The organism is Streptomyces sp. NBC_01622 (assembly GCF_045209635.1).
Lineage (GTDB): Bacteria > Actinomycetota > Actinomycetes > Streptomycetales > Streptomycetaceae > Streptomyces.
Genome location: NZ_CP109293.1, coordinates 9,381,704 through 9,408,285 on the forward strand (window position 1 = coordinate 9,381,704; position 26,582 = coordinate 9,408,285).

Here is a 26,582-nt window from a genome sequence, read left to right on the forward strand (position 1 = left end):
CCCGCGCACGGGGCGGCCGGGGGTGGGAATCGGTTCCAACAGGTCCTCCTCGCCCGGCTCGTGGTGATCTCCCGACTCACTCCTGCGCTTCGATTTCAGAAGCGCAAGAGTCGGTGGACATGAAACAGCGCATCGAAGGAGTCACCTCGCCCTACACCCCTGACACCGGCCGTGCCCTGCACCGCTGGATGCCGCCCGGTGTCACCCACGAACCCCTCATGCTCTTCAAGGTCCTCGAACGCCACCCCGAACTCGCCTCCCGCATGCGGGCGTTGGGCGCCGGACTCCTTGTCCACGGCCGCCTGAGTGCCGCCGACCGCGAACTCGTGATCGCCCGCGTCTGCGCCCGCGCCGACTGCGCCTACGAGTGGGGCGTCCACGTGGCGGCGTACGCCGAAGCCGCCCAACTCACCTCTGAACAGGTCACGTTGACCGCGACCGGCTCCCCGGACGACCCGGTCTGGTCGCCGCGGCAGTCCGCGCTGCTCCGGGCCGTCGACGAACTCGACGCCGGCGCACGGCTGAGCGACCCCGTCTGGTCCGGCCTGCGGGAGCACCTCGACGAGCCCGAGGCCCTCGAACTCCTCGTACTGGCCGGGTGGTACCGCACCATCGCCTACGTCGCCAACGGCGTCGGAATCGCCCCCGAGCCCTGGGCCCTCCCCCTGCCCGAGCGGTAGCTCAGCCCGCCGACTCGGCCGCGTGCGGGCTCAGCGCGCCCGCCGTGACCAGCGCGATGATGACGATGCCGAGGGCGATGCGGTACCAGACGAACGGCATGAAGCTCTTGTGCGAGATGAACTTCATGAACCGATTCAAGTGTAGATGCCCTGAGCGGCTTTGACCTGCTGTTTTCCATCACTCTTCAAGATCGAATGAGAGAGCAGTGGGAGATGGCACTTTCCAGTGCTCTCCCTCGCCGGCCACGAAGCGCAGCCACCTGGTTTGCAGCGAATAGGCAATCTCCTGCTCCATGGTCAGGGTGACGTGCAAGTAGAGACCTTCCACGCCGGCGACCTCCTGGCCCATGTGCGTCTCTACGGCGATGCGACTGTGTCGATCTTCGTCCAGCCACTCCTTGCCGCCGTGACGAAGCAGGTACAGCCGCTTCCCGGCGTACGTGGTCGCAGGGACCTTCGGAAGGGGACGCCGGGAGGTGGCCAGCTGGGGGCCGAAGCTGATGGTGGCGGTCAGGTCGCCTGCGGCAGTGCCGAAGGCGAAGGTCGCCAGGGCAGCCGTCCAGCGGAACGCCATGCGGCGGCGTGTATCGGGATGCCGGTTGGACACAAGGAACGGAAAGGAGGCAAGGGCGGAGAATGCTTGCGGCGCCAGATCATGCCTGGCCTGGGGAAACGAGGCGTCGGTCGTGAGTTCGAGTCCCACCGCCCCACCGCTCGTTATGAGAGAGGAAATCCCTCCGCTTCACTTCCGAAAGCTCGTGAAGCTGAAGTACCTCAAGCGCTGTGACCTGCGATGATGCAGTACCGGAGATGCGGCGAACCATGACGAAACCGTGTTCAGGGGACGCGAGGTTCAGGACGGGGGTGGACGCTCGCCGGTCTGGACTCCTGCCGGTCCTCCACGTGTCTTGTCGTGCATCAGATTCTCTGAGAAAATCAGGTCATGAAGACGATGACCGCTACCGAAGCATCACGGAACTTCGCCTCCGTGTTGGACAGCGCGGAACGCGGGGAATCCATCGTGATCACCCGCGGAGGCAAGCGCCTGGCTGTGCTCGGCCCGGCGCCCAAGGCCACGGGGCGGGCGGTCAAGGATGCTCTCCTGCGTCATGTTGGCACGCTCGACGATGCCTTCGAGGATGACGTCACCGCCACCCGTGACCTGCTGACGCTGGACGATCCGTGGAACGACTGATCCTGGACACCGGCGTGTTGATCGCGATCGAGCGCCGCAAAGTCTCCCTCGACCAGGTGCTGGCCGACGACGACGACCCGGCGATCGCCGCCATCACGGCGGCGGAGCTGCTCCAGGGCGTGGAACTGGCGGACGACACCAATCGGGTCGCCCGCCAGTCCTTCGTCGACACCGTCCTCGCCACCATCCCGGTCGAGGAATACACCGTGGATGTGGCTCGCGCGCACGCGCGGCTGCTCGCCCACGTCCGCAGAGCCGGCCAGCCTCGGGGCGCGCACGACCTGATCATCGCGGCCACCGCGCTGACCACTGCCCGCGCGGTGGTCACCCACGACAAGCGGGCACGCTTCGACGACCTTCCTGGCGTTCGGGTGCGTCAGTTGTGACGGTGCCCTTGCCGAATACCTCATCCACGTAGGTGGGATCGGGTTTGTGCGTTGGCCGAGGCTGGTCGAGTCGCCGGTGTCGCGTGCGGGTGCCTCGGCACTCTCGAACCTGAGTACGGTCTGCGGGATGACGTCTTCGTTCCGGCCCTGCCGGCGGTTCGGGTCCTTCGGCGCCGGTCCGTTGCCTGCCATAGCTGTACCTCCCGTGCGGCGGCCACGAACGTGCGCAGATCACAGGCGAACCAAGGTCCAACGTGCTCGCGTGACCACTGCTATAACCGCTTCATGACCTGCGTCACGCTGGCGAGCGATGTATTCGATCAACTTGGTGCGGTAGCGGCGATCGCCGCTCTAGCCTCGCGCTTTCGCGAGTGGGCCTGTCCGAGTCTTGATCAAATAAATGGAGAGTGCTGCTGACCTGCAACGATGGGACTTGTCGAGGGTCCTGTCACTGCAAGGAAAGAAGGACTCTCCAGGTGAAGAGGAGTAGCGGGTCGTATCCGCGTGTCCGTGTCGAGGGCGGCGGCCGTGGAGTTGTTGCCCAGGCCGGGGCCGTGCTGCTGGTCGAGACGGTCCGCAAGTCGGGCCTGGATACCGCGATATCGGCGGCACTCACGCCGTGGCGCAAGCGTCGGGCCGTGCACGATCCGGGCAAGATCCTGCTGGATGTGGCCCTGGCCGTCGCACTCGGCGGCGACTGTCTGGCCGACGTCGGCATGCTGCGGGCCGAGCCGGCTGTCTTCGGCCCGGTGGCCTCCGATCCGACCATTTCCCGTCTCGTCGACGCGCTCGCCGCGTCCGGCCCGAATGCTCTTGCGGCGTCATGAGCGTGACTTCGGCGTACCCGGAGTCGGCCGGCGAGCTGGGAAAGTGGTGGTGGCGAACCAGCGGCACTTCCTGTGAGGGACCTCATCGGCGTCAGGTAGAACGGAGACGCCGGTGCCTGGCCCGACCTGGAACTGGAGCTGCCTTTACGTGTCGATGTCGGTCGCCACCACGCGGAGCAGAAGGGCGCCCGCCATCAGTTCGTCCACCGTGAGCGAGAGTGCCGCGTCCTGTTCGGGGTGGCCGTGGGCCATCGCGGAGCCCTTCTCGAAATGTGCCCTGGTCTCAAGTGGTCTGGGAGACCGAGAGCTTGCCCAGCAGGCGCGTGACCTCGGCCGTAACCGCGTCGCGGCCCGCCCCGAGATACTTGCGCGGGTCGACGGTGGTGGGGTGAGCGGTGAGGTGGTCGCGTACGGCTGTGGTGAACGCGTTGTTGAGGTGCGTCGATATGTTGATCTTGGCGATGCCGTGGCGGACCGCATCGAGCAGATCCGCGTCGGAGACCCCGGAAGAGCCGTGCAGGACGAGGGGGACGGGCGCTGCCGTGCGCAGGGCGTCGATGAGCTGGTAGTCGAGCTCGGCGTTTCGGGTGAGCATGGCGTGGGAGGTTCCGACAGCGACGGCCAGTGCGTCCACGCCGGTGGCGGCGACGAAGGCGGCGGCCTCGCCCGGATCGGTGCGGGCATCGGGGGCGTGGACACCGTCCTTGCCACCGACCTCACCGAGTTCGGCTTCGACCCATACGTCTGCCGCGTGGCACAGGCGGACGACCTCGGCGGTGGCTTTGACGTTGTCGGCGTAGTCGAGGCTGGAAGCGTCGAACATCACCGAGTGTAGACCGAGTTCGAGCGCCTCGCGGACGAGAGACAGGTCCGTGACGTGGTCGAGGTGGACGGACACGGGCACGTGGGCCGACTGTCCGGCGGCCAGCGCGGCACGGGCGAGGGGCGTCAGAGCGCCGTGGTAGCGCACGGCGTTCTCGCTGATCTGCAGAATGACCGGAGCCTGCGCGGCCTCGGCTCCGGAGATGATCGCTTCGATGTGCTCCAGCTGGATGATGTTGAAGGCGGCTGCTGCGTGACGGGCGCTCGCGGCGGCGGCCACGGTGCGTCCGGTGCCGGTGAGGGGCATGGTGTCTCTTTCGGGAAGGCGGCGGGCTGGCCGGTGCTCGGTCATCCGGCTCTTGGGAGGCGAAGCGGTCCGGGGTCGGTCATCCGGTCCGGAGGCGGCGCAGCCGGTCGGGGCGGTCGTGGAAGACCAGTTGGAAGCTGTTTTCGTCGATGTGCGGGCCGAGCAGGGTGCCCGGCTGCTGGAGAGCCGAGGCCGCCCACTGCAATGCGGTGCGCAGGGCCGGCTCGCCGGTCGCCCCGCCGGCGAGGAAACCGGACAGGAGGGCGTCGCCGGCGCCGACGGCGCTCTGCGGGTTGTCCACGATCACTTCGGCGTGCAGGACTTCGTCGTTCTCGACGAGCAGGGCCCCGTCCACGCCGAGGCTGGCGAGAATGGTGCGCGCTCCCATCCCGCGCAGGTGCTGAGCCGCATCCACGGCTTCGCCGATGGTGGTGACCGGGGTCCCGGCGGCCTCGGCGAGTTCGTGTGCGTTGGGCTTGATGAGATCGGGGCCGGCCGGGAGGGCCGCAAGCAGCGGTGTTCCGGAACTGTCGATGGCGACGGGGATGCCGATGTCGTGCGCCCGGCGGACCAGCTGGGCGTACAGATCGTGCGGGGTACCGGAGGGCAGGCTGCCGGAGCCGACCAGCCAGGACGCTTGCGCGGCGGTCTTGAGTGCTGCCTCCAGCAGAGCCTCGACCTCGTCGGCAGTGAGTACCGGCCCGGGTTCGTTGACCTTGGTCACCGTTCCACGGGGTTCCAGGATGCTCACGTTGCTGCGGATGTTGCCGGCGATCGGAACGCTCACATGCTCGATGCCCGCTTCGTCGAGCATTGCTGCCAGACGGGTGCCGTCCGGGCCGCCAACCGGAAGGACGGCCCGGGTCGGGAAACCGTGGGCACGCAGGGCGAGGGTGACGTTGACACCCTTGCCACTGGGCTCGCTCCAGCCGGAGCTGGCGCGCTGCACGGCCCCCGGGCAGAGCTGATCGACAACGAGAGTGCGATCCAGGCTCGGGTTGGGGGTCAGGGTGACGATCACGTGCGTACCACCTGCTTGAGTCCGGCCGCCTCCAGGCGGTGAGCGTGCTGTTCGGACAGGCCGTCATCGGTGATGAGCAGGTCGATGTCGGAGAGATTGCCATATTTGTAGAGACTGGTGCGGTCGTGCTTGGTGTGGTCGGCGAGCAGCACACGGCGACGGGCGGCCGAGAGCATAAGGCGTTTGACGGTCGCTTCGGACTCGTCCGGAGTGCTCAGGCCGCGTTCGCTGGAGATGGCGTTGGTGCCGAGGAACGCGACGTCGACCTGGATCTCGGACAGCGCGCGGATCGCCCAGTTGTCGACTTCGGCGAAAGTCCTGGCACGTACGCGGCCACCCAGGGTGTGCACGTTCAGGCGGGGGCGGCTGACGAGGGCGAGAGCGATGGTCAAGGTGTTGGTGAAGACGTTCAGGGCCCGGTCGGCGGGGAACATCTCGGCCAGCATCGTGATGGTGGAGCCGGCATCGAGGAAGACGGCGCCTTCGCGCGGTACTTCGGCCAAGGCGGCCCGGGCGATACGCCGCTTTTCGTCCTCATTGCTGGTACGGGTGGACACCTCGGGTTCGAAGGACAGGTCCTCGACGGCGATCGCTCCCCCGTGCACGCGGCGCAACAGGCCACGCCGCTCCAGCAGTTGGAGGTCCTTGCGGATCGTTTCCGTGGAGACCTGCAGTTGCTCTGCCATGGCGCCGGCGTCAAGGCGGCCCTGGCTGCGCACCGTCTGCACCAGTACCTGATGACGTTCGACTGCGTAGTGGGGTCGGCCCTGGTTGTCCGGGGAGTCATCCGCCGTGGTCGTGTCCCTGGTCATGTGTGGCATTCCTTCGTCCGTGTCCGATGGCCGTTGTCCGGGGCGGCAGCTGCACCGCCGGTGGCCGACGGGCCGGGGATCGGCAACTCGTCCTCGGGGTTGAGTCTTTCTGGTGGGGATGATTCTCCTTGGTGCGGGCCACGGTCCGGCCTTCGGACGAGCACGCGACCGACGAAGAGACAGTGGCGCGCCGGGAGTTCTCCGAGAACCTTCGGGCTTCGGGCAGGGCGCTCACTGGCTGCTCCCCGCAGTGAGGGACGGCGACTGCGCCGCCCGGTCCGGTTGCCCGCCGGTTGCCGCGGTCGGCAGATCGTCGGCGCTCGGGTAGATTCCGGCCGCGACGCCGCTCAACAGTGCGGCTCCGCGGCCACCGGCTTCGTGGACCGGGGAGACGGTTACGTCGTTCCATGCCTCGCTGCGCAGCTGCCGTACGCCGAGACTGCGTGACCAGCCCCCCGTCATGACGGTGCGGCGGTGCGGGCCGAGGACTGCGGCCATGTCCGCGTCCACCCGCACGGCTCGCTCCATGCCGGAAGCCAGCGCCGCGTACCAGGCCCGATCGGGAGTGGCGTTGCGGCCGATGCCGCGCAGCGTCACGGTTCCGTCCGCCTCCAGCGAGGCGGTCGCTCTCCGGTCGCGGTGCCGCAAAGCGGCGGCGTCGAGGTCGGGCAGCTGCGTGGAGTCGAAACCGAGCAGACCCTGAACGTTCTGAAGCAGCAGCCCGCCCCGGGTGTCGCCCAGCAGGGAGAGCCGGCCGGCGAGGGCATGCCGGCCCACGGTGATGTCGGCCGACACGAGCCGGTGGACGGCGTCCCCGCTGAGGGGGGCTGGGACGGTGCGTACGAGCGCCTCGGCAGTACCGCACGAGTCGAGCTGATCGCCGTCGCCCGCTGCGTCGGCGCCGATCGCGGCGGCCAGATGGTCGTGGCCGGCCACCGTCAGGCGCGCGCCAAGGAGGCGTGGTCCGGCCCAGGAGGCGCTCACCCGACCCAGCGGTGTCCCCGCTGCGACGAGCGGCGGAAGCAGCGAGGGCTTCGCGCCTGACCACTCCACTGACGCGGGCCACCACTGCGCGGAATCGATCCGCAGCCAGCCTGTGCGGGACGCGAGGGAGAACTCGCTGGCCTCCTCACCGCCCAGGGCACGTACGACCCACTCGGCGATGCCCAGCCGCCGCACTGCCCGTTGCGCGTCCGGGAAGTGCCAGGTCAGCCAGCGGTGTTTGGTCAGCGACCACTGTGGTCGGACGGGGAGTCCGGTGGACCTGATGAACTCGGCGCGTCCCAGGTCATCGGCAAGTCGGTCGGCGAGCTCGCGGTCGCGGTCGTCATGCCAGGCGATGACGGGAGCGATCGCCTCTCCTCGCCGATCGAGCAACACACCTGCCTCGCCCATGCTGGCGACGCCGACACCCACAACAGGGCCCCGGGGGACCTGCGCGAGCGCCTGAACAGTAGCGGCGCCCACGGCCTGTAGGACGTCGGCAGGGTCCGTCTCCACGCCGTCACTGGTGACCTCCCAGCTCAACGGGGCCTTCCCGGTCGCTGCCTCACGTCCGTCGACCGTGCACACCGTGACCTTGCACGACGTGGTGCCGACATCCATGCCCACCAGTAGAGCGTCCGACATGACCGTCCTCTCGGCCTCACGCAGGGTGAGGATCGCGCCTCGCTTGTTAATGCTTGTTTTTAGTTGGATTTCCGTGGGACGTCAACGGTGCGAGGGAGGAACTTTTTGGGTGACCTGGGGTGGGTGGCTGATTGCCTAGCGATGAGGCGGCTGAAAAATGTTCCACCCAGCCATTGACGCCCCACGTAAACCAAACTAAAAACAGGGATTAACAAGGAAGACACATCCAATCGCAGACCATTCTGTCACGCAGGGTAGCTGCCATGGACCCGGCACTCAGGGTCGCGAAGCACTGGACGCGGGCCGGAGCGTCTTCCCCCATCACCCACGAGGGAGAGGTCTCTCGCATGGCATCGCCCAGATACACCGTCCTCGCCGGCACAGCCGCCATTGCCCTCCTCGCCGTCACCGGCTGCGCCGGCGCCGGCGGAGGCAGCAGCAGTGACGGCGGCAAGTCGGTGAACGTGCTGATGGTCAACAACCCGCAGATGCTGGACCTGCAGAAGTTGACCGCAGAGCACTTCACCAAGGAGACCGGGATCAAGGTCAACTACACGGTGCTGCCGGAGAACGACGTCCGCGACAAGATCAGCCAGGAGTTCTCCAGCCAGGCCGGCACCTACGACGTGGCCTCCATCAGCAACTTCGAGGCCCCGATCTACAGCAAGAACGGCTGGCTCGCCCCGCTGGACGACACTGTGGCCAACAAGGCCGACTTTGCGCAGTCCGACGTCCTCAAGCCGATCCAGGAAGGACTCAAGGGCGAAGACGGCAAGCTGTACGCGGAGCCCTTCTACGGCGAGTCGTCCTTCCTGATGTACCGCAAGGACGTGTTCAAGAAGGAGGGCCTGACCATGCCGGCCCGCCCGACCTGGCAGCAGGCCGCGGACCTGGCGGCCAAGGTGGACGGCGCCCAGTCCGGGATGAAGGGCATCTGCCTGCGCGGCCAGCCCGGCTGGGGCCAGGTGTTCGCCCCGCTCACCACGGTGGTCAACACCTTCGGCGGTACGTGGTTCACCAAGGACTGGCAGGCGAAGGTCAACGCGCCCGAGTTCGAGAAGGCCACAAAGTTCTACGTCGACCTCGTCCGCAAGCACGGCGAAGCGGGCGCCCCGCAGGCCGGCTTCACCGAGTGCCTCAACGGCTTCCAGCAGAGCAAGACCGCCATGTGGTACGACGCCACCTCAGCCGCCGGATCGGTGGAGAGCAAGGACTCACCCGTCGCGGGCAAGGTCGGCTACGTCGCGGCGCCGGTGGAGAAGACGAAGAGCTCCGGCTGGCTGTACTCGTGGGCGTGGGCGATCCAGAAGGCGTCCAAGCACCAGGACAACGCCGCCAAGTTCATCGCCTGGGCCTCCAGCAAGGAATACGAGGAGTTGATCGGCGAGCAGCTCGGCTGGGAGCGGGTCCCGGCCGGTAAGCGCGCCTCGACCTACACCAACCCCGATTACCGGAAGGCCGCCGGCGCGTTCTACCAAGCCACCGAGGACGCCATCAACAGCGCCGATCCGCGCAACCCCGGTGCACAGCCCCGCCCGACGGTCGGAGTCCAGTTCGTCGACATCCCCGAATTCCCCGACCTGGGCACCAAGGTGTCCCAGGAGGTCAGCTCTGCGATCGCCGGCCGCACCTCGGTCTCGGACGCCCTGGACAAGGGCCAGAAGCTTGCCGAAGACGTCGCCGCGAAGTACCGCAAGAACTGACACCCACGGAGCGTGAGACGCACCATGACCAGCACACCCACCCACCACCTCAGGCCATCCCGGGTGCCGGGCTCCGGCCGCGGCCCCGGGGCGGCCCGGCCGCACCGCCGGCCGTCGGCCCGGACGGTGGCCTGGGCCCGGCGAGCACCCCTGATGCCAGCTCTGGTGTTCATGGTGATCGTCACTCAGCTGCCGTTCGTGGCGACCCTGGTGATCTCCTTCATGGAGTGGAACGCGCTGGCACCCGGCCAGCGCGGCTTCACCGGCTTCGGCAACTACACACACGTCTTCACTGACGCCGACCTGCGCTCCTCCGTCCTGACCACCGTCACGCTCACCGCCACGGTGGTTCTCATCAGCCTGGTCCTCGGACTCGGCCTGGCCCTGCTCCTCGACCGGAGGTTCCGCGGACGCGCCGTGGTGCGCACCATGCTCATCGCACCGTTCCTCGTTGTCCCGGTCGCCGCCGCCCTGCTGTGGAAGCACGCCCTGTTCAACCCCGAATACGGCCTGTTCAACGGCGTGCTGACCTGGGTGTGGGAACTGTTCGGCTCACACAACGCGCCACAACCGGACTGGATCACCGAGCATCCGCTCGGCGCGGTATCGGCGTCGCTGGTCTGGCAGTGGACCCCCTTCATGATGCTGATCCTGCTCGCCGGACTGCAGGGCCGCCCCCTCGACGCCATCGAGGCTGCCCGGGTGGACGGTGCAGGAAGCTGGCAGATCTTTCGCTACCTGACCCTGCCGCACCTGCGCCGCTACCTGGAACTGGCCGCTCTGCTGGGGTCCATCTACGTAGTGCAGAACTTCGACGCCGTATTCACGATCACTTCCGGTGGCCTCGGCACCGCCAACCTGCCCTACACCATCTACGAGAGCTTCTACCAGGCACACGACTACGGCCAGGCATCCGCCGCCGGAGTCATCGTGGTCATCGGCACGATGGTCGTCGCCACCCTCGCACTGCGCCTGGTGTCCTCGCTCCTCAAGGAGGAGACGACATGAGCACGAGCGTGATGCCGAAGCCCACCCGGGCCGACGGGCGGCCGGGCAAGTCCCGGCGCAACAGTGCCCTGTTGGGGCTGAGCGCCTGGGCGGCAGGCGTCTTCTTCTTCCTGCCCATCGCATGGATGGTGCTCACCTCCTTGCACAGCGAGCAGGACGCCGCGACCAACCCTCCCTCCCTCTCCGCGCCGCTGACGTTCGACGGCTACCGCGAATTCTTCGGCTCGTCCACCGGTGCCAGCCCCTGGCCGTCACTGATCAACTCCACGTCGGCGAGCGTCGTCTCCACCCTCCTGGTGCTCGTCCTGGCGATCCCGGCCGCCTACGCGCTGTCGATCCGGCCGGTACGCAAGTGGTCGGACGTCATGTTCTTCTTCCTCTCCACGAAGATGCTGCCCGCCGTCGCCGGCCTGCTGCCGATCTACCTGGTCGCCCAGAACCTCGGACTGCTGGACAACGTCCTGCTCCTGGTCATCCTCTACACGTCGATGAACCTGCCGATCGCCGTGTGGATGATGCGCTCGTTCCTCGCCGAGATCCCGGTCGCCGTCATGGAGGCCGCGGCCATCGACGGCGCGGGCCTCGTCACGCTCTTCCGCAAGATCATCATTCCGATGGCAGCGCCCGGCATCGCCGCGACGTCGCTGATCTGCTTCATCTTCAGCTGGAACGAGATGCTGTTCGCCCGCGTCCTGGCCGGGGTGCGCTCCATCACCTCACCGGTCTTCCTCACCAGCTTCGTCACCAGTCAGGGGCTCTTCCTCGCCAAGGTGTGCGCAGCCGCCGTGGCCGTGTCCCTCCCGGTGCTCATCGCCGGATTCGCCGCCCAGGACAAACTCGTCCAGGGCCTGTCGCTGGGAGCCGTGAAGTGAAAGCCGCCCTCATCACCGCGCCCGGCCACATCGAACTGGCGGACATCGACGATCCCACCCCAGCCCCGGACGAGGTCGTGGTGGCGGTGGCAGCCTGCGGCCTGTGCGGCACCGACCTGCACATCCTTCAAGGCGAGTTCGCCCCCACGCTGCCCATCGTGCCCGGCCACGAATTCGCGGGCGAGGTCGTCGCCGTCGGGTCCCACGTCACCGGCCTCCAGGTGGGCACCCGCGTCGCCGTGGACCCCTCACTGCCCTGCTTCACCTGCCACTACTGCCGCATCGGACGCAACAACCTGTGCGAGCGCTTCTCGGCCATCGGCGTCACCCACCCCGGGGCAGCCGCCGAGTACGTCGCTGCCCCGGCCGCCAACTGCGTCCCCCTGCCCGATCACATCGCCACCGTCGACGCCGCCCTCATAGAACCCCTGTCGTGCGCGGTCCGCGGCTACGACGTGCTGCGCTCCACCCTCGCCTCCCACGTTCTGATCTACGGAGCCGGAACCATGGGGCTGATGATGCTGCAACTCGCCAAGCGCACCGGCGCGGCCCGAGTCGATGTCCTCGACGTCAATCCCGACCGTCTGGCCACCGCGACCCAGTTGGGCTGCTCGGAGGCCGCGGCGACGGCGGACGAACTCGACCGGCCCGGCTGGGATGTCGTCATCGACGCCACCGGCAACGCCGCCGCCATCCAGGACGGCCTGGGCCGCGTCGCCAAGGGCGGCACCTACCTGCAGTTCGGCGTCGCCGACTACGCCACCCGGGTCGAGATCGAGCCGTACAAGATCTACAACCAGGAGATCACCATCACCGGCTCCATGGCCGTCCTGCACAGTTACGAACGGGCCGCCGACCTCTTCTCCACCGGCGTGATCGACCCGGACATCTTCATCAGCGACCGCCTGCGTCTTGATGCCTATCCCGATGCCATCGCCCGCTTCCAGGCCGGCATCGGACGCAAGATCCAGGTCCAGCCCTTTCCCCGTACCGCCGCCTGACCATCCGCACCGAACGGAGCCCTGACCGTGTCCCAGCCCAATCGCCGTGTGTTCGTCCGCTCCCTCGACGACATCACCATTGAAGACGTTCCCGCCTCTCTGCACTGCTAGAGATCTTTAACGGTGTGGGTTACGTCGGGGCGTGACGTCTGTCGTGGTCCGCGCTATGCCGGAGGGATGAGGTATCCCGATGGCGGTGGGCTGACGGCCGAGGAGCGGGCTCGACGCGAGCAAGTCCGGCTCGCAGCAGCCGACTTGATCGAGGCAGGGGCTGGTGACGGGGAGGTGGCCCGGCGGTTCAGAGTGACGCGGATGTCGGCGAACCGCTGGCGTCGGGCGTTGGCCTCGGGTGGTCGGCAGGCTCTGGTCTCCAAGGGGCCCGGTGGTGCCCGCTGCAAGCTGGATGCCGGTCAACTACGGTCCTTGGAAGCGGTGTTGGCGGCCGGTCCGGCCGCGTGCGGCTGGCGTGACCAGTGCTGGACGCTGGCGAGGATCGCCGAGATCGCGCGCCGCCGGTTCGGCGCCGAGTACACCCTGGCCGGGCTCGACCTGCTGCTGCACCGGATCGGCTGCAGCGTGCAGATCCCGACCCGCAGAGCCACCGAGCGGGACGAATCGAAGATCGCCGCGTGGAAGGACGAGCAGTGGCCCGTCATAAAAAGACGGCGGCGGACCTGGGCGCCTGGCTCTGCTTCGAGGACGAGGCAGGCCAGGGCCTGAGGCCGCCCAAGGGCCGAACCTGGGGCCGACGCGGCCACATACCCGTCGTGCGGGTCACCGCGCAGGGCACCAAACGCGTCTCGATGGCCGCGCTGATCTGCACCAAGACCGGCCACCGGCCCCGGCTGATCTACCGCATCCACCTCGACCGCGGCCCCGCCAAGGGCCGCCGCAAGGGCTTCACCGAGACCGACTACCCCCGCCTGCTCGACGACGCGCACCAACAGCTCGGCGGACCCGTCGTCCTGGTCTGGGACAACTTGAACACGCACGTCAGCCGCACCATGCACGAGCTGATCGCCGCCCGATTATGGCTGACCGTCTACCAACTGCCGCCGTACGCACCCGAACTCAACCCGGTCGAGGGCGTGTGGTCGCACCTGAAGAGGTCGCTGACCAACCTCACCAAACACTGCCTCGACCAGCTCACCGCGCTGGTGAAGACCCGGCTGAAACGGATGCAGTACCGCCCCGGCCTCATCGAGGGCCTCATCGCCAAGACCGGCCTCGACCTCCAACCGCCGTAACCCCAGCCATTAAAGATCTCTAGACAGGGAATTTCACGCCCGTGACGTCCTCAGAGACGGCCCACAAGCGCTGCTGGATGGCCATGTCGTAAGAGTCCGGGCTCGAGGTGACCAATTGGGGGTGTCCCCGGATCTCGCCCATGCCTTTGGGCCCGTAGAACTGCCCGCCGAGGACCGCGGGGTCGGCGGCAGCCCGAAGGGTCGGCAGCGCACCCATTGATTTCTTCTGGGTGAGCACAGGTGCGAGCCAGGTGAGAGGCATGCGGACGAGCGCCGGTGTGTTGCGGAGGAGTTCGGTGTTGGAAATGCCGGGATGGGCGGCCACCGCGGCGGTGGTGCCGCGAGCCGCCGCTGCAGCTCATAGGTGAACATGAGGTTGGCAAGCTTCGACTGTCCGTAAGCGGCAACTCGTCCGTAGGACTGCTCCCAGTGCAGGTCGTCGAAGTGGATCTCGGCCCGGACACGGTGGCCGACGCTGCTGACCGTCACCGCCCGGGAGCCAGCCACGGGCAGGAGCAGGTCCAGCCCGCCGACGTAGGACAGTGCGCCCAGAATGTTCTGGGCCTCGCCCAGGGCCGCGACCGGGTTCTCCGCGACATCGTCGTAGGAGTCCTGCTGGAACAGCGCCAGAGCAAGCACGAAGTAGACCATGAACCGGCTCGACAGGGGACGGGGCTTGACATCCCGCCGGCCACACGCGGTCAGCATCTCGTCCACCAGCTCAGGAACGATCCACTCGGTGAGCAACTCGAGCCGGACCTCATCGGACAACCCGATCCATGGATGGACGTCCGGTCAACGAACCAGCACCCCGGTGGTACCGCGCCTGGGAGAAAAGCTACTGGCACCTGTCAGGCAACGGCATTGGGGCAACAGCACCAAGTGTCCCCACATATCTGCATGGCCGGTATCACCCGGTCATGCAGACGTCCACGCGCGGAACGGTGCTCCGAGGCGGCATCCGGTTGTTGCGGCCTGTGAAACGGCTCCTACGACTGGCAGCTCCGGGCGTCCACATTGTCTGTGGCCAGTGAGGCGTTGAGGCCCTGGATCGTTCGTCGCGTTCCCATGGTGTGAAGGGACTCCAGCGTCGACCGGTATCTCTCAGCGAAGTCCCGATTGCGGGCCAGCGCACCGAAAATCGATCCGTTCTCGATGAAGGCGAGTGGGTTGTCACGTTGTTGACGGGCGCGGGCGATCAGTTCGTCGCGCAGGGAGTCTTGCACGTCGATGGGCGCACCGTTTTCATCGATGGCTTCGGCGTAGCGCGCCCAGCAGGCCACGACCGCCGCGGACCTGGCGAATTCGCGTCCATTGGCGAGGTTGTCGTTGATGACGGGCAGCAGGAACTTCGGAATGCGATCGGAGGCGAAGGCGCACAGACGGGCGATGGTGTCGCAGATAGAGGGGTTGGCGAAACGTTCGAGGAGGCTGTGGATGTAAGCGTCGAGATTGATTCCGGGAACGGGCCTGAGGGTGGGAGCGGCCTCGTGGGTCATGTAACCGAGGAGGAATTCGGCAAGCGCGGGATCGCGGGCCGCGTCGTGTACGAAGGTGTGGCCGGCCAGGTGTCCGGCGTAGGCGATGGCCTGGTGGCCGGCGTTCAGGAGGCGCAACTTCATCAGCTCGTAGGGTTCGACGTCGTCGGTGAGCTGGACGCCGACGGCTTCCCACGGAGGCCGGCCGGTCGGGAACACGTCCTCCAGCACCCATTGTGCGAAGGGCTCAGAGATCACCGGCCAGGCATCGTCGATACCGTAGACCTCGATGAGTTCCGCGATGTCGCCGGGAGTGGTGATCGGGGTGATGCGGTCGACCATCGAGCTGGGAAAGGCGACCTCGCTTTGGACCCGCTCTCCCAGCTCGGCGTCGACGAGGGCTGCGAACGCTGAGAACGCCGTTCGGGCGATGTCTCCGTTGGCCGGGATGTTGTCGCACGACATGATCGTGAATGGCGGGCGCCCCGCTTCCCAATGGCGGCGCAGCGCTTCGATGACGTAGCCGAATACGGTGCGCGGTGCCTGGCCGGGCTCGCGACGGAGATCCTGGGCGACATCGGGCGTGGTGGGGTCGAACCGACCCGTGACAGGGTCGAGGTTGTAGCCGCCTTCGGTGATGGTGAGCGAGACGATGCGTGTGCGCTCGTCGACCAGGACGTCCAGGACGTCGTCCGGTTGGTCAGGTGCGTAGAGACAGCGCACGATCGATCCAATCACCTGCGCTTCCCGCTCTCCGTTCGTCGCCCGCGTGACGAGGGTGTAGAGGTTGTCCTGTCGCGACAGCACTTCGGACATCACCTGGTCGGTGGGCATCAGGCCGATACCGCAGATGCCCCACTCGAATCCCTCGCCCTTGTTGAGCAGGTGATCGAGGTACATCGCCTGGTGCGAACGGTGGAATCCGCCGACACCGAAGTGAGCGATTCCCACGGCTACTTGGGAGCGGTCGTACGTCGGTCTCGCGAGCCGTTCGTCGACGTCGGCCAGCGATGCGGAGTTCAACTGTGTGATCTTCATTGTCCTCGGTTTCCGTTCAGTGCAGGATGTAGCCGCCGTCGATGACCACAACCGACCCGGTCATGAACGACGAGGCATCCGAGGCCAGGTAGACGACGCTCGGCGCGATCTCCTCCGGAAGCGCGTACCTCTTCATCGGCGCGTCCTCGATCCAGCGCTGCCGGAACTGCGGCTCGTCGACCGCGGCCATCTCCGTTTTGACGTATCCGGGGGCGAGGGCGTTGACCCGGATGTTGTACTCTGCCCACTCAGCTGCCAGAGACTTGGTGAGCTGATGCACGGCCGCCTTCGACGCGTTGTAGGAAGGCTGCCACTGCGGCCGGTTCACGATGAGTGAACTGATCGATCCGATGTTGACGATGCTGCCGCCGCCGTTGTCCTTCATGTGTCTGCCGGCCACCTGGCACATACGCCACAGCGAGCGCAGATTGACGTCAAGAACGAAGTCCCATTCCTCGTCGGGGATTTCCAGTGCGGGTCGGTGAAAGGCGATACCGGCGTTGTTGACCAGGATGTCGAGTCCGCCCAGACATTCCACGGCTCCCGACACGGCTTGTGCGGGGCCGTCGTCCGAGACGAGGTCGACTTCGAAGGCTTTCGCTTTCACGCCGGCGGCGGCCAGTGCGCCGACGGCGGATGCGTTGCGTTCCGCATTCCGCGCCACGAACGCGACATCGGCGCCTGCCTCGGCCAGCCCCCGGACGAAGGCCAGCCCGAGGCCGCGATTCCCGCCGGTGACGAGAGCACGCTTACCTGCCAGGGAAAAGGTGTCGAGTATGGGCATCGTTGTTTTCTCCAGAGTTGTCAGTACAGGCGCGAGTGGGGCGGCCGGTGCAGGGGACCGGACGCAGGTCAGCCTCTTGGACCGAAGGGGACCGCAGTGTCGGTCGACAGCTGCCTCGGCTGTGATTCAGCACAGCGGTCTCATGAGCGGATCCGTTGCGCGAAGCGGCTGATGAAGACGTTCAGCAGTGCAGCGAGCAGCAACAGGCCGCCAAGGGCGAACAGTTGCAGCTTGCTGGACTGCTCGTTGTTGAACAGCAGCAGGATTCCCGCGTTGAGCCAGGTCACGAGCAACGCCGCGAGTGCCACCCCGCCGACGCGACCGATGCCGCCCGATATGGCGACGCCGCCCAGAACGGCGACCGTGATTGCGGGAAGCGTCATGCCCGTGCCCGAGGTGCCGGCGTCGGTGGTTGCCGAGGCGAACTGGGAAACGGTTACCACCGCTACCAGTCCGGCGATCGTTCCCGACAGCACGTATGCGGTGAACCGCACGCGTCCGACAGGGATCGCGGCGAACCGGGCGGCCGTCTCGTTCGTGCCCAGTGCGTACAGCCGGCGGCCGTAGGTGGAGCGGTGCAGCACGAACCACGCGACCACAGCCGTGGGCAGGAAGACAGTGAGCACCTGCAGCGGAATGTCGGGCAGCCAGTCCCCGATCAGCGGTAGGGAGACGCTCCGGGTCAGAGACGTCAGATCCTGGATTTCGGTCGTGGCGATCGGCGCGCTGTTGTGAATGGTCAGCGCCAGCGCGCTGTACGCATAGCTCGTTGCCAGCGTCGCGATCAGCGCGGGAATGCGCAGGACGCCGATGAGTAGGCCGTTGACCGCGCCCAGCACCGCGCCACCGGCCATCGCCGCGACGATCGCCAGCCACAACGGCCAGTGCCAGAAGGCGTATTCGTAGCCGAAGACGATGCTGACCAGGCTCACGGTCCCGCCGACGGAGAGATCGATGCCACCCCGCCCGCCGATGATGACGAAGGCTTCGCCTACGGCGAGCATGAATATCGGCACGAAGTAGGCGAGGTAGCCGGCCAGGTAGCTCGCGCTGAACGGAGCGAGCAGATAGTCACCGACGCTGAGGAAGTGGAACCAGACCAGCAGCACCACCAGCAGGACGATCAGCAGCGCGATTCGGTCGGTGAGCAGCCACCGCATCGCCGCGGAGCGACGGGCCCGGCCCTTGGTCGGGGGCACAGGATCGATGTCCGCTGTTTCTACGGGGGCCTCATCGATGGTCATAGTGCCCTCCTGCGACGCTCCCGCAGAACGTCCGTCCCAACGGCGAGCACGATGAAGATCCCGACGAACAGGTTGGCCAGTTGCGAGGGCCAGTTGAGGATCGTGACCGCACTGGTCACGGTGCCTACGAGCAAGGCACCCAGCAGGGTGCCGAGAACGGTCCCACGGCCGCCGAGGATGCTGGTGCCACCGATCACCACCGCCGCGATCACCTTCAGCTCCAGCCCTGTGCCGCTGTTCTGCTGCACGGTGCCCCCGCTGCCGATCAGCACGCATCCGGCCAGGCCGGTCATCACGCCGACCAGGACATAGGCGGCGATCACCCGGCGCCGGACGCGGATGGCGGCCAGGCGCGCGGCATTGGCGTCACCGCCGATCGCGTACCAGTGCCGGCCCGAGGGCCGGTTGCGCATGTAGAACCACACGGCCGCGCCGATCAGCATGCTCAGCCACCACGAGTTCGGCACGCCGAGCAGTCGCCCACTGCTGCCGCCGCCGAGGAGCCGCAATGTGTCGGGGACTCCGTCGAGATTCCCCGGTCCGAAGATCTCCAGCGACAGGAATCGGAAGAGGTTCAGGGTAGCGAAGGTCATCACGATGGGATGGATCCCGGTCAGCGCGATGACCGCACCGTTGAAGGCGCCCAGCAGGCCGCCGACAACCATGGCTATGAGCAGGGCCGTTCCCATGCCGACGTGCTGCACGGTGATGGCCTTGCCGGCCACCACCATCACCACGGCGACAGCGCTGCCGACCGAGACGTCGATTCCGCCGGTGACGATCACGGCCGTCATTCCGATCCCGATCAGAGCGACCGGGGCAACCGACGACAGGATGTTCTGAACGTTGACGCCGCTGAGGAAGGTGTCCGTCCCGAGAGCGAGGCCCACCCAGAGCAATGCGATCACGCCGAGGAGTACGAGTTCAGGTCCCTCGACGGCGGCGAACGCGGTCCGCCACCGCTGCGTGCCGACTGTCCGCGGCGTACTCAACGCGGTCACGACACCTCCTCCACTTCGTCTGTCGCGCCGCCGTCGAGATCCCCGGCAGCAGCGGCCAGGACGTCCACGCTCGGTGCGCCCCGTTCGAAGGACGCGGCCACGGTCCTGTTCCGCATGACGATCAGGCGATCCGCCAGCGTCAGCGCCTCTGCCAGATCGGTCGAGGAGACGACGACGGCGCTGCCGGTGGAGGCAAGGTCGAACACGCGCCGGTGGATCTCGGCCTTGGCACCGACATCGACGCCTTGGGTGGGTTCCTGCAGGACGAGCACCCGGGGATGCGTCGCCAACTGCCTGCCGATCACGACCTTCTGCTGGTTGCCGCCGGACAGGGAGGCGATGGGCGTCGCGGAGTCCGGCGCTTTCACCGCGAGCCGCGCCATGTACGTCTCGGCGAGTCGACGCTCGCCGCGTCGCTTCACCCAGGTGAAGCGACTCAGCTGACTCAGGCTGGACAGGCCGAGGTTGAAGGCGATGCTCTTGTCACCGAAGACGCCTTGCAGTTTCCGGTTCGCCGGGACGAGTCCGAGGCCGGCGTTCTGCGCGTCACGCGGACTGCGCAGCGCAGCCCTGCGCCCGTCCACCGTGACCGTGCCAGCGGTCGGCGGCAGGATGCCGAACAGGCTCTGGGCAAGTTCGTCGTTCCCGGAGCCCACCAGGCCGTACACGGCGAGGATCTCGCCGGCCGACACCTCGAAGGTGACATCGCGGAACGCGGAGCGGTAACCGAGCCCGACAACGTTGAGTACCGGGTCGCCTGATCCGGCCTCGCGCCGCCGGTCGCTCGTGACGATCTGCTTGCCGACCATCAGTTGGGCGATATCGCGGATCGTCGTCGTCGCGACATCCTGCGTCGCGACGACCTCGCCATCGCGTAGCACCGTTACGCGATCGGCGATGCGCTTGATCTCGTCGAGCCGGTGGCTGATGTAGATGACGCCTACACCGTCGCGGCGACTGGCCTGGATGGCCTTGAAGAGCAGATCGATGTCGTGGTCGACGAGGATGGCCGAGGGCTCGTCGAGGATCAGTATGCGGGGCTTGCGGATAAGTGCTTTGGCGATGGATACGAGCTGCTGCTCGGCCACGCGCAGGTCTCCGGCCCTGACGTCCACGATGCGTGGATCCAGGCCGAGTTGCTGGAAGGCGGCCTCGGCCTCGGCGCGCTGTCGCTTCCAGTCGACCCTTCCCTTGCTGCGCAGCTCTCGACCGATGTACACGTTCTCGACCACGGTGAGTTCGGCGAACAGCTGGGGCTCCTGGTACACGGTTGCGATGCCGAGGTCCAGCGCCGCCGCGGTGCTGCCCTTGCCCAGTGGTGTGTCGCCCAGTTCAATGCTGCCGGTATCCGGTGTCTCGGCCCCGGAAACGATACGGATGAGAGTCGATTTGCCGGCGCCGTTCTCGCCGACGAGGGCATGCACTTCACCGCTGCGGACTTCGAAGTCGACACCCCGCAGAGCGCGCACGCCCCCGTATGCCTTCTGAATCCCGGAGAGCCTCAGAAGGGCTCGCTCGGATGTGGAGTCCCGGGCGGCCTCGTGTTGGGTAGAGGTCATCGAGGCGTCCTTAGTAGTCGTACTTTCCGACGTTGGTCTTGGTGAGGATGAGCGGAGGGCCGAGCAATACCGTCGGCACGCCCTCTATGACGCCTTCCTTGACCGCCGGGAGGCTGTCGGAGACGTGGTTCACGGGCTGCAGGGTTTTGCCGGTCGCGAGCTCGTATCCGGTCCAGGCCGTGAGGTATCCAAGGGCCTGGACGTCCCAGAGGACCGAGGCGCTCGAGGACCCGTCGTTCAGGAACGGTTGCATGCTCTTCGGTGTCCCGACGCCGACGGTGAAGACCTTGCCGATCTTCCCGGTCTCCTGCACTGCCTGAGCGACACCGGGCGCCGAGGTGGTGCACTCGCCGACCAGGCCCTTGATGTTGGGGTGTGCGGCCATCAGCGACTTGGCCATCGTCACGGCCTGTGCCTGGTCCTCGCTGGCGTATACGACGCTGTCGAGCTTGAGTCCGGGGTACTTCTTGGCGGCATACGACTTCTGGACAGCGATCCAGGAATTGAGGTTTGCCGCGGTCTGGCCGCAGGAGACGATGGCGTATTCGCCCGTGTCTCCCATCGCCTTTACCATTTGATCGACCACGGCCTCGCCGATGGCCTGTGCCGTGCCCTGGTTCACGAAGACCGACCGCACGGAGTTCGGGGCATCGCTGTCGGATGTGATGACCTTGATGCCCGCGGCCTTGGCCTGTGCCAGAACCGGGGCCAGTGAGTCGGGATCGTTGGGAGCGACGGCAATGACGTCCACCTTCTGCTGAATCAGCGACTGGACGATGCCGGCCTGAGCGGCGGGGTCCGCGCTCGCGGGCGCGTTGACGACCCACTTGAAGCCGAGGGCCTTGGCTGCGGCCTCGGCACCGGTGTTCATGGCGTCGTAGTACGCGGCCTGCAACTTGGGCACGAAGGCCACGGTGACCGACGACGTCGAGCCACTGGGAGCGCCGGAGGCGCTTGAGCTGCTCGAACCCTGTTTAGTGCATGCGGCTGTCAGACAGAGCGCCGCGCCCACAACTGCGGCAAGCGCGCCTCGTGTCCGTCTGTCGGTGAAGGTGACCATCGATCCACTCCCTCGTGCGATGCCCCGCTTATTCAGGGCAGGCGGTTGTGATCTCGTCTCTGGCCCGGGCTCGTGTCACGTCGCTGCCGTCAACCTCTTGCGCCAGCGTTTCATATGTCGTACTCTCACCCGAGATGGTGAACGCACATTAAGTCAGGGTTTCGGTGACGTCAACACCCTGGCTGGAGGGGAACGGATGACGCCGTCGGAGAAGAAGCACCGCGTACCCGCGGTTTCACGCACAGCGCTCGTGCTCGATGCGCTCACTGCGGCCGGTCGGCCGTGCGGCCTCGCCGAGCTCACCGCACTGACCGGAGCGCCGAAGAGCAGCGTGCTCGGCATCTGTCGCGCGCTCACGGAGGAGCGACTGCTCACCCGGGGCATCGACGGCACCTACGCGTTCGGGCCGCGACTGTACGAGCTGGCCTCGATGGCGCGGACACAGAGCCAGACCGTGCGGCGGGTAGGGTTCACCTATCCGGAGAACGAGCCGTTCTTCCTCGCCGAGTGCCGTCGCCTCGGCGAGGAAGCCAGAGCCCGGGGCATCCAGGTGGACATTCGCTGTGCGAACCGGTCGGCGGCGAATCAGACCAACGACATCGCGGACTTCATCGACGCGGGCGTCGACCTGATTCTCGTGGAGCCGGTTGTGTCCGATGGGCTGGTGGATGTGTTGAGCAAGGCGAAAGCCGCGCACATCACGGTCGTGGCCGTCGGTAGCTCGACCGCGGGCGCCGATGCGGTCGTCGCGACCGACAACACCAAAGCGGGCGCTCTCGCCGCCGGTCTGATCGCCCGGGTGCTGGGCGGCAAGGGAACGGTGGCTCTCGTCGACGGAATCGCTATCACCGCCAATGCGGACAGAATGTCCGGATTCCTCGGTGTGATGGCTGAGTATCCGAACATGAGGACCGTTATCGGCGCACCCGGCGCGCTGAACGAGGAGTCCGGCGAGTCTGCGGCACGGGAGATCCTGAAGTCAGGGGAAGCCATCGACGGCATCTTCGCGGCGAACGATCAGATCGGCTTGGGTATCGCGAAGGTCCTGGCGGAAGAGAGGAAACCGGTACCGATTGTCGCAGTTGACGGGGCTCGGCAGGCGGTCGAGCAGATCTTGGCCGGCGGACCGCTCATCGGATCGGCCGCTCAGGATCCTCAGCGGCTGCTCAGTGTGGCGCTCGAACTGGGTGTGGCCCTGCGGTCCGGTTCGGGGCGAGTCCAGCGAGCGGTGTTCCTGCCGCCGCAGATACTCGACCGCAACAATGCGAAGGACTATGAGACATGGGGATAGAGCAACCGCGTCGCACACCGGCCGTCCACCGGGCCGTCGACGTCCTCGACGCGGTGGGCCACAACGTGGCCACGACGTCGGCCGCGCTGGCCTCCGAACTGACCATGGCGAAGAGTTCGATCGGTGACCTCGTCGAGGCACTGGAAAACGAGAATCTGCTACGCCGAGCCATTAACGGAAATCTACGACTCGGGGCACGGCTCGCCGCGGCAACCGCCGGCACGCCGGAGGATCCCACGCTGGTAGAACGTGCCTTGCGGGTTCTCGGGCAGATCGCCTTTTTCGACAGCCACACAGTTTCCTTCGTGCGGGTCGTCGGGCTCCAGGCGCTGTGCGTGGACGTCCGGATGGGGCAGCACCCCCTCGCATTGACGCCGCGCCCGGGGCAGTCCAGGCCGATAACCGACAGCGCCGGTGCCGCTGCCGTACTGCGAAGTGTTCCCGAAAGCACGGCTCGTGATCTGGTAGTCCAATATGCAGACCATCAGGGAATCACCCCGCAGAACATCCAGGACGCGCTGACCGCGATCGCGGCCGTGGACCACGACGATGCGCACGTCGCGCGACTGACTGATTCCTACGGAATCGTTCAGCTGGGGATACGAGTCGGTGCCGACGACGCCGATGGCCACATCGCCGCTGTTCTCCATCTCCCGGACCGGCTGGCTGACCTGAAGACACTCCTCCGAGGTTCGGCAGCGCTGGTCGACCTGGCGGCCAGGCTGGGTTCGCGCGTATAGAGCAGTCGGTTCCGGCGGGGCGATCAGGGCATCGGAAACTGCCATCGAGCGACGTCGAGGCGGTAGCAGGTCAGCCGTCTCCTCAGCGGTCATCGTGGTAGCCGGAGCGTTCCGGAGTGGCTTCAGCCGACCGTCGTTGCCTGCACCTCATCGGCCGCCGGTTCGAGCACCGCCTGCCGGGGGCGGGCAAGGCGCTGCACCGTCTGGTGGGATGGGTCACTTCGGGCGAGGTGCGCACGCCTGCCGCTCAGAGGGCATCACGTCACGTACCGCCCTCTAATAGCCGCCACTTCATAGCAGAGCCTGCCAGCAACATGCTGCGGTGGAGCCTACAGAAACCCGATGCAGGCGGCTCCCGCGCGCGCGTACGCTGGCCGTGCCGCAGGCGTGACCACCTCCTCCGCCCGGCCAACCCTCAAGGACTTGATGTGAGTACGTCGTTCCCCTTCCTGCAGGACTGGATGGAAAACGCGCCGCAGGACCACCCGCTGGCCGACCTGATCGCCGAGGCCACCGGGAACACCCCCGCGGACAGCTCCGCCTTGGTCGTCGTCACGGCCTTCGAGAACATCATCGAGGCCCTGGAGAAGGCGAAACCCGAGCGTCGTGGCGGTGTACGCAGGGACTTCCGCAAGGCCCGCACGTTTGACGACCTGATGATCCCGCGAGCGGAGATGGTTGCCGGCGCCAAGCTCGCGCGCGCCGGGGTCCCCTTCGACTTCGGCCAGCGCAACGGGGCCACCGATCCGGACCTGATGCTGCGCGACATGAACCTCGCCATCGAGGTCAAGGCCCGCCGTCTGGAGATCTTTAACGGTGCGGGTTACGTCTGGTCGTGACGGTTGGCGTCGGCTGCGCTATGCCGGAGGGGTGAGGTATCCCGATGGCGGTGGGCTGACGGCCGAGGAGCGCGATCGGCGTGAGCAAGTCCGGCTCGCGGCAGCCGACTTGATCGAGGCGGGGGCCAGTGACCGGGAGGTGGCCCGGCAGTTCCGGGTGACCCGGATGTCGGCGAACCGCTGGCGCCGGGCCCTGGCTTCGGGCGGTCGCCAGGCGCTGGTCTCCAAGGGTCCCGGCGGCGCTCGCTGCAAGCTCTGCGCGGGTCAACTGCGTGCTCTGGAGGCGGTATTGGAGGCCGGTCCGGCCACGTGCGGATGGAGTGACCAGTGCTGGACGCTGGCCCGCATCGGCGAGGTCGTGCGCCGCCGGTTCGGCGTCGATTACACCCTGGCCGGGCTGGATCTGCTGCTGCACCGCATCGGCTGGAGCGTGCAGGTCCCGGCCCGGAAGGCCAGCGAGCGCAACGAGGCGCAGATCGCCGCCTGGAAGGACGAGCAGTGGCCCGTCATAAAAAGAGGGCGGCGGACCTGGGCGCCTGGCTCTGCTTCGAGGACGAGGCAGGTCAGGGCCTGAGGCCGCCCAAGGGCCGCACCTGGGGCCGCCGGGGCTGCACGCCGGTCGTGAAGGTCACCGCCGCGGGCACCAAACGCGTCTCCATGGCGGCGCTGATCTGCACGAAGGCCGGCCGCAGGCCACGGCTCATCTACCGCATCCACCTGGACCGCGGCCCCGCCAAAGGCCGGCGCAAGGGCTTCACCGAGACCGACTACGCCCGCCTGCTCGATGCCGCACACCAGCAGCTCGGCGGTCCCATTGTCTTGGTCTGGGACAATTTGAACACGCACGTCAGCCACACCATGGGGGAGCTGATAGCCGCACGGTTATGGCTGACCGTCTACCAGCTGCCCCCGTACGCGCCGGAGTTCAACCCGGTCGAGGGCGTGTGGTCGCACCTGAAGAGATCGCTGGCCAACCTCACCAAACACAGCCTCGACCAGCTCACCGCACTGGTCAGGACCCGGCTGAAACGGATGCAGTACCGGCCCCACCTCATCGAAGGGCTCATCGCCAAGACCGGACTCGACCTCCAACCGCCGTAACCCCAGCCATTGAAGATCTCTGGACGGCCTGCAAGACCTGCGAGACGAACTCCAGGCCGCCCTCGCCGACGTCACCCCGCCGGTCTTCCTACGCCTCATGCCCGACTCCCAGCCGCTCACCATCAAGTCCGCGACACGGGCCGAGGTGGTCGCGGAGACACTCCAGCGGGTACGCAGCAGGGACCTGGGCTCCCAGACCAAAGTCATAGACCAGCCCTGGTCGGCTCGCACACGTCTCCTACTCAACATCGGGATCTACCAGGGCGACTACCTGCCGAACGGTTCGCTGGTCACTGTCGCCGGCGGCTTCTGGGGCGCAGAGCCGGGTCCTCACTTGATTGATGTGGAGGGCGAGGTGCTGGCCGCCCTGGAAGACGAGCAGAAGGTCCGGCAGGCCAACAACAGGCCCACGATCCTCCTCTTCGACGCCGCCCGCACCGGCATGGCGTGGATTCGCTCCGAGCTGGTCTGGGCACAGCGTCTGGCGATGCGGCTGCCCGACACCACCCCGTTCGTGGGCGCGGCCGTGATGACACCGAAGCTCGACGACCCCGACGTGGGCATCTCCCTGGGGGTGCGCGAGAACCTGTCCGACCAGGACCGCGCCGCTGTGGACGACCTGGCCCACCGCCTCGGACTCACCGGAGTATGACGCGGCCAGCCCCGGCGTCGCGACCAAGGCAACGGGACATCGTTGAACCGGACATCGCGCGCCAGACGGGCGTATCTCCTCCAACCGTCCTCTTCGAGTAGGCGGCGACAGAGACCCTCGGGGCGATGCCGATCGTGCCAGAACCCGCGCGCCTCTTGGCTCAGGATGCTGACCCGCGATCAGGTTCGAGCCCTGGCGAGTTCCAGATTCCGCGAACCCGCGCGCTTCCAACCGCTCGAAGTCCGACCAGGACCCGGCCGACTGGCTGCCGCCGCCCGCTCGACG

26 protein-coding genes and 4 pseudogenes are annotated in these 26,582 nt (G+C 67.0%); 16 read left to right on the forward strand and 14 right to left on the reverse strand.

Translation table 11 applies throughout. The features are described from left to right. Positions 1-119 precede the first annotated feature (119 nt). Positions 120-680, forward strand: coding sequence for a carboxymuconolactone decarboxylase family protein (locus tag OH768_RS43550; RefSeq protein WP_406462117.1), 561 nt, complete (start codon positions 120-122; stop codon positions 678-680). Position 681: 1 nt separating this feature from the next. On the opposite strand, the pseudogene OH768_RS43555 reads toward OH768_RS43550, so the two are convergent. Together OH768_RS43555 and OH768_RS43560 are read right to left on the reverse strand one after the other, a co-directional pair. Continuing rightward, a pseudogene (locus tag OH768_RS43555) lies at positions 682-813 on the reverse strand (undecaprenyl-diphosphatase); the annotation flags it as partial. A gap of 45 nt (positions 814-858) precedes the next feature. Then, entirely contained in the window at positions 859-1,383 is a 525-nt protein-coding gene (locus OH768_RS43560; protein WP_406462119.1) for a hypothetical protein, read from the reverse strand. A 240-nt stretch (positions 1,384-1,623) separates the two neighbouring features. Between OH768_RS43560 and OH768_RS43565 the strand changes: the two genes are divergently transcribed. The 3 genes and pseudogenes from OH768_RS43565 to OH768_RS43575 form a co-directional block, all read left to right on the forward strand. Then, positions 1,624-1,875 carry a type II toxin-antitoxin system Phd/YefM family antitoxin gene (locus OH768_RS43565; RefSeq protein ID WP_406462121.1) on the forward strand — a complete coding sequence of 84 codons (252 nt, stop codon included), beginning with the start codon at positions 1,624-1,626 and terminating at the stop codon, positions 1,873-1,875. Beyond that, positions 1,863-2,261: a PIN domain-containing protein gene (locus OH768_RS43570; protein WP_406462122.1), complete on the forward strand. Its 399-nt coding sequence runs from the start codon at positions 1,863-1,865 to the stop codon at positions 2,259-2,261. The genes OH768_RS43565 and OH768_RS43570 overlap by 13 nt, the downstream gene beginning before the upstream one ends. A 476-nt stretch (positions 2,262-2,737) precedes the next feature. Continuing rightward, a pseudogene (locus OH768_RS43575) lies at positions 2,738-3,082 on the forward strand (transposase); the annotation flags it as partial. Positions 3,083-3,371: 289 nt separating this feature from the next. On the opposite strand, the gene OH768_RS43580 reads toward OH768_RS43575, so the two are convergent. The 4 genes from OH768_RS43580 to OH768_RS43595 all read right to left on the reverse strand — a co-directional run bounded on the left by OH768_RS43580 (position 3,372) and on the right by OH768_RS43595 (position 7,679). Next, positions 3,372-4,217, reverse strand: coding sequence for a ketose-bisphosphate aldolase (locus tag OH768_RS43580; protein WP_406462124.1), 846 nt, complete (start codon positions 4,215-4,217; stop codon positions 3,372-3,374). A 79-nt stretch (positions 4,218-4,296) separates the two neighbouring features. Beyond that, positions 4,297-5,238 (reverse strand): 1-phosphofructokinase family hexose kinase, encoded by a 942-nt coding sequence (locus OH768_RS43585; RefSeq protein ID WP_406462126.1) that lies wholly within the window; start codon positions 5,236-5,238, stop codon positions 4,297-4,299. Next, the gene (locus OH768_RS43590; RefSeq protein WP_406462128.1) at positions 5,235-6,050 is read right to left on the reverse strand and encodes a DeoR/GlpR family DNA-binding transcription regulator; all 816 of its coding nucleotides are present in this window, start codon (positions 6,048-6,050) and stop codon (positions 5,235-5,237) included. The genes OH768_RS43585 and OH768_RS43590 overlap by 4 nt, the downstream gene beginning before the upstream one ends. A gap of 231 nt (positions 6,051-6,281) precedes the next feature. Continuing rightward, positions 6,282-7,679 (reverse strand): L-fuculokinase, encoded by a 1,398-nt coding sequence (locus tag OH768_RS43595; protein ID WP_406462129.1) that lies wholly within the window; start codon positions 7,677-7,679, stop codon positions 6,282-6,284. A 347-nt stretch (positions 7,680-8,026) separates the two neighbouring features. Here OH768_RS43595 and OH768_RS43600 point away from each other — a divergent pair, with 347 nt between their 5' ends. The 6 genes from OH768_RS43600 to OH768_RS43625 all read left to right on the forward strand — a co-directional run bounded on the left by OH768_RS43600 (position 8,027) and on the right by OH768_RS43625 (position 13,510). Further along, complete coding sequence (locus tag OH768_RS43600) at positions 8,027-9,382, forward strand: ABC transporter substrate-binding protein (RefSeq protein ID WP_406462131.1); 1,356 nt, start codon at positions 8,027-8,029, stop codon at positions 9,380-9,382. Positions 9,383-9,406: 24 nt separating this feature from the next. Beyond that, positions 9,407-10,390, forward strand: coding sequence for a carbohydrate ABC transporter permease (locus OH768_RS43605; RefSeq protein ID WP_406462132.1), 984 nt, complete (start codon positions 9,407-9,409; stop codon positions 10,388-10,390). A gap of 11 nt (positions 10,391-10,401) precedes the next feature. Continuing rightward, positions 10,402-11,262 (forward strand): carbohydrate ABC transporter permease, encoded by an 861-nt coding sequence (locus OH768_RS43610; protein WP_406465683.1) that lies wholly within the window; start codon positions 10,402-10,404, stop codon positions 11,260-11,262. Beyond that, complete coding sequence (locus OH768_RS43615) at positions 11,259-12,263, forward strand: zinc-dependent alcohol dehydrogenase family protein (RefSeq protein WP_406462134.1); 1,005 nt, start codon at positions 11,259-11,261, stop codon at positions 12,261-12,263. Before OH768_RS43610 ends, OH768_RS43615 begins: the two co-directional genes overlap by 4 nt. A gap of 177 nt (positions 12,264-12,440) precedes the next feature. Further along, entirely contained in the window at positions 12,441-12,983 is a 543-nt protein-coding gene (locus OH768_RS43620; protein ID WP_406462135.1) for a winged helix-turn-helix domain-containing protein, read from the forward strand. Continuing rightward, entirely contained in the window at positions 12,908-13,510 is a 603-nt protein-coding gene (locus tag OH768_RS43625; RefSeq protein ID WP_406462137.1) for a transposase, read from the forward strand. The genes OH768_RS43620 and OH768_RS43625 overlap by 76 nt, the downstream gene beginning before the upstream one ends. A 19-nt stretch (positions 13,511-13,529) precedes the next feature. Here OH768_RS43625 and OH768_RS43630 read toward each other — a convergent pair. The 8 genes and pseudogenes from OH768_RS43630 to OH768_RS43665 form a co-directional block, all read right to left on the reverse strand. Beyond that, positions 13,530-14,041, reverse strand: a pseudogene (locus tag OH768_RS43630) (oxidoreductase); the annotation flags it as partial. 51 nt (positions 14,042-14,092) lie between these two features. After that, positions 14,093-14,281: pseudogene (locus OH768_RS43635) on the reverse strand (transposase domain-containing protein); the annotation flags it as partial. 218 nt (positions 14,282-14,499) lie between these two features. Continuing rightward, the gene (locus tag OH768_RS43640; protein ID WP_406462138.1) at positions 14,500-16,026 is read right to left on the reverse strand and encodes a mannitol dehydrogenase family protein; all 1,527 of its coding nucleotides are present in this window, start codon (positions 16,024-16,026) and stop codon (positions 14,500-14,502) included. A 16-nt stretch (positions 16,027-16,042) separates the two neighbouring features. Next, a complete protein-coding gene (locus tag OH768_RS43645; RefSeq protein WP_406462140.1) occupies positions 16,043-16,810 on the reverse strand; it encodes an SDR family NAD(P)-dependent oxidoreductase in 768 nt (255 codons plus the stop codon). Positions 16,811-16,950: 140 nt separating this feature from the next. Then, entirely contained in the window at positions 16,951-18,054 is a 1,104-nt protein-coding gene (locus tag OH768_RS43650; protein WP_406462142.1) for an ABC transporter permease, read from the reverse strand. Continuing rightward, positions 18,051-19,055: an ABC transporter permease gene (locus OH768_RS43655; RefSeq protein WP_406462144.1), complete on the reverse strand. Its 1,005-nt coding sequence runs from the start codon at positions 19,053-19,055 to the stop codon at positions 18,051-18,053. Before OH768_RS43655 ends, OH768_RS43650 begins: the two co-directional genes overlap by 4 nt. Beyond that, on the reverse strand, positions 19,052-20,614 hold the full coding sequence (locus tag OH768_RS43660) for a sugar ABC transporter ATP-binding protein (RefSeq protein ID WP_406462146.1): 1,563 nt from the start codon (positions 20,612-20,614) through the stop codon (positions 19,052-19,054). The genes OH768_RS43655 and OH768_RS43660 overlap by 4 nt, the downstream gene beginning before the upstream one ends. A 10-nt stretch (positions 20,615-20,624) precedes the next feature. Next, complete coding sequence (locus tag OH768_RS43665) at positions 20,625-21,674, reverse strand: autoinducer 2 ABC transporter substrate-binding protein (protein WP_406462148.1); 1,050 nt, start codon at positions 21,672-21,674, stop codon at positions 20,625-20,627. Positions 21,675-21,870: 196 nt separating this feature from the next. Between OH768_RS43665 and OH768_RS43670 the strand changes: the two genes are divergently transcribed. The 6 genes from OH768_RS43670 (at position 21,871) to OH768_RS43695 (ending at position 26,297) form a co-directional block, all read left to right on the forward strand. Next, the gene (locus OH768_RS43670; RefSeq protein ID WP_406462149.1) at positions 21,871-22,965 is read left to right on the forward strand and encodes a substrate-binding domain-containing protein; all 1,095 of its coding nucleotides are present in this window, start codon (positions 21,871-21,873) and stop codon (positions 22,963-22,965) included. Further along, the gene (locus OH768_RS43675; protein ID WP_406462151.1) at positions 22,956-23,705 is read left to right on the forward strand and encodes a hypothetical protein; all 750 of its coding nucleotides are present in this window, start codon (positions 22,956-22,958) and stop codon (positions 23,703-23,705) included. Before OH768_RS43670 ends, OH768_RS43675 begins: the two co-directional genes overlap by 10 nt. Positions 23,706-24,133: 428 nt before the next feature. Continuing rightward, positions 24,134-24,544: a hypothetical protein gene (locus tag OH768_RS43680; protein ID WP_406462153.1), complete on the forward strand. Its 411-nt coding sequence runs from the start codon at positions 24,134-24,136 to the stop codon at positions 24,542-24,544. After that, positions 24,522-25,118 carry a winged helix-turn-helix domain-containing protein gene (locus tag OH768_RS43685; protein WP_406448757.1) on the forward strand — a complete coding sequence of 199 codons (597 nt, stop codon included), beginning with the start codon at positions 24,522-24,524 and terminating at the stop codon, positions 25,116-25,118. Before OH768_RS43680 ends, OH768_RS43685 begins: the two co-directional genes overlap by 23 nt. Beyond that, entirely contained in the window at positions 25,043-25,645 is a 603-nt protein-coding gene (locus OH768_RS43690; protein ID WP_406448759.1) for a transposase, read from the forward strand. The genes OH768_RS43685 and OH768_RS43690 overlap by 76 nt, the downstream gene beginning before the upstream one ends. Before the next feature lie 97 nt (positions 25,646-25,742). Next, on the forward strand, positions 25,743-26,297 hold the full coding sequence (locus OH768_RS43695) for a hypothetical protein (RefSeq protein WP_406462155.1): 555 nt from the start codon (positions 25,743-25,745) through the stop codon (positions 26,295-26,297). Positions 26,298-26,582: the final 285 nt, after the last annotated feature.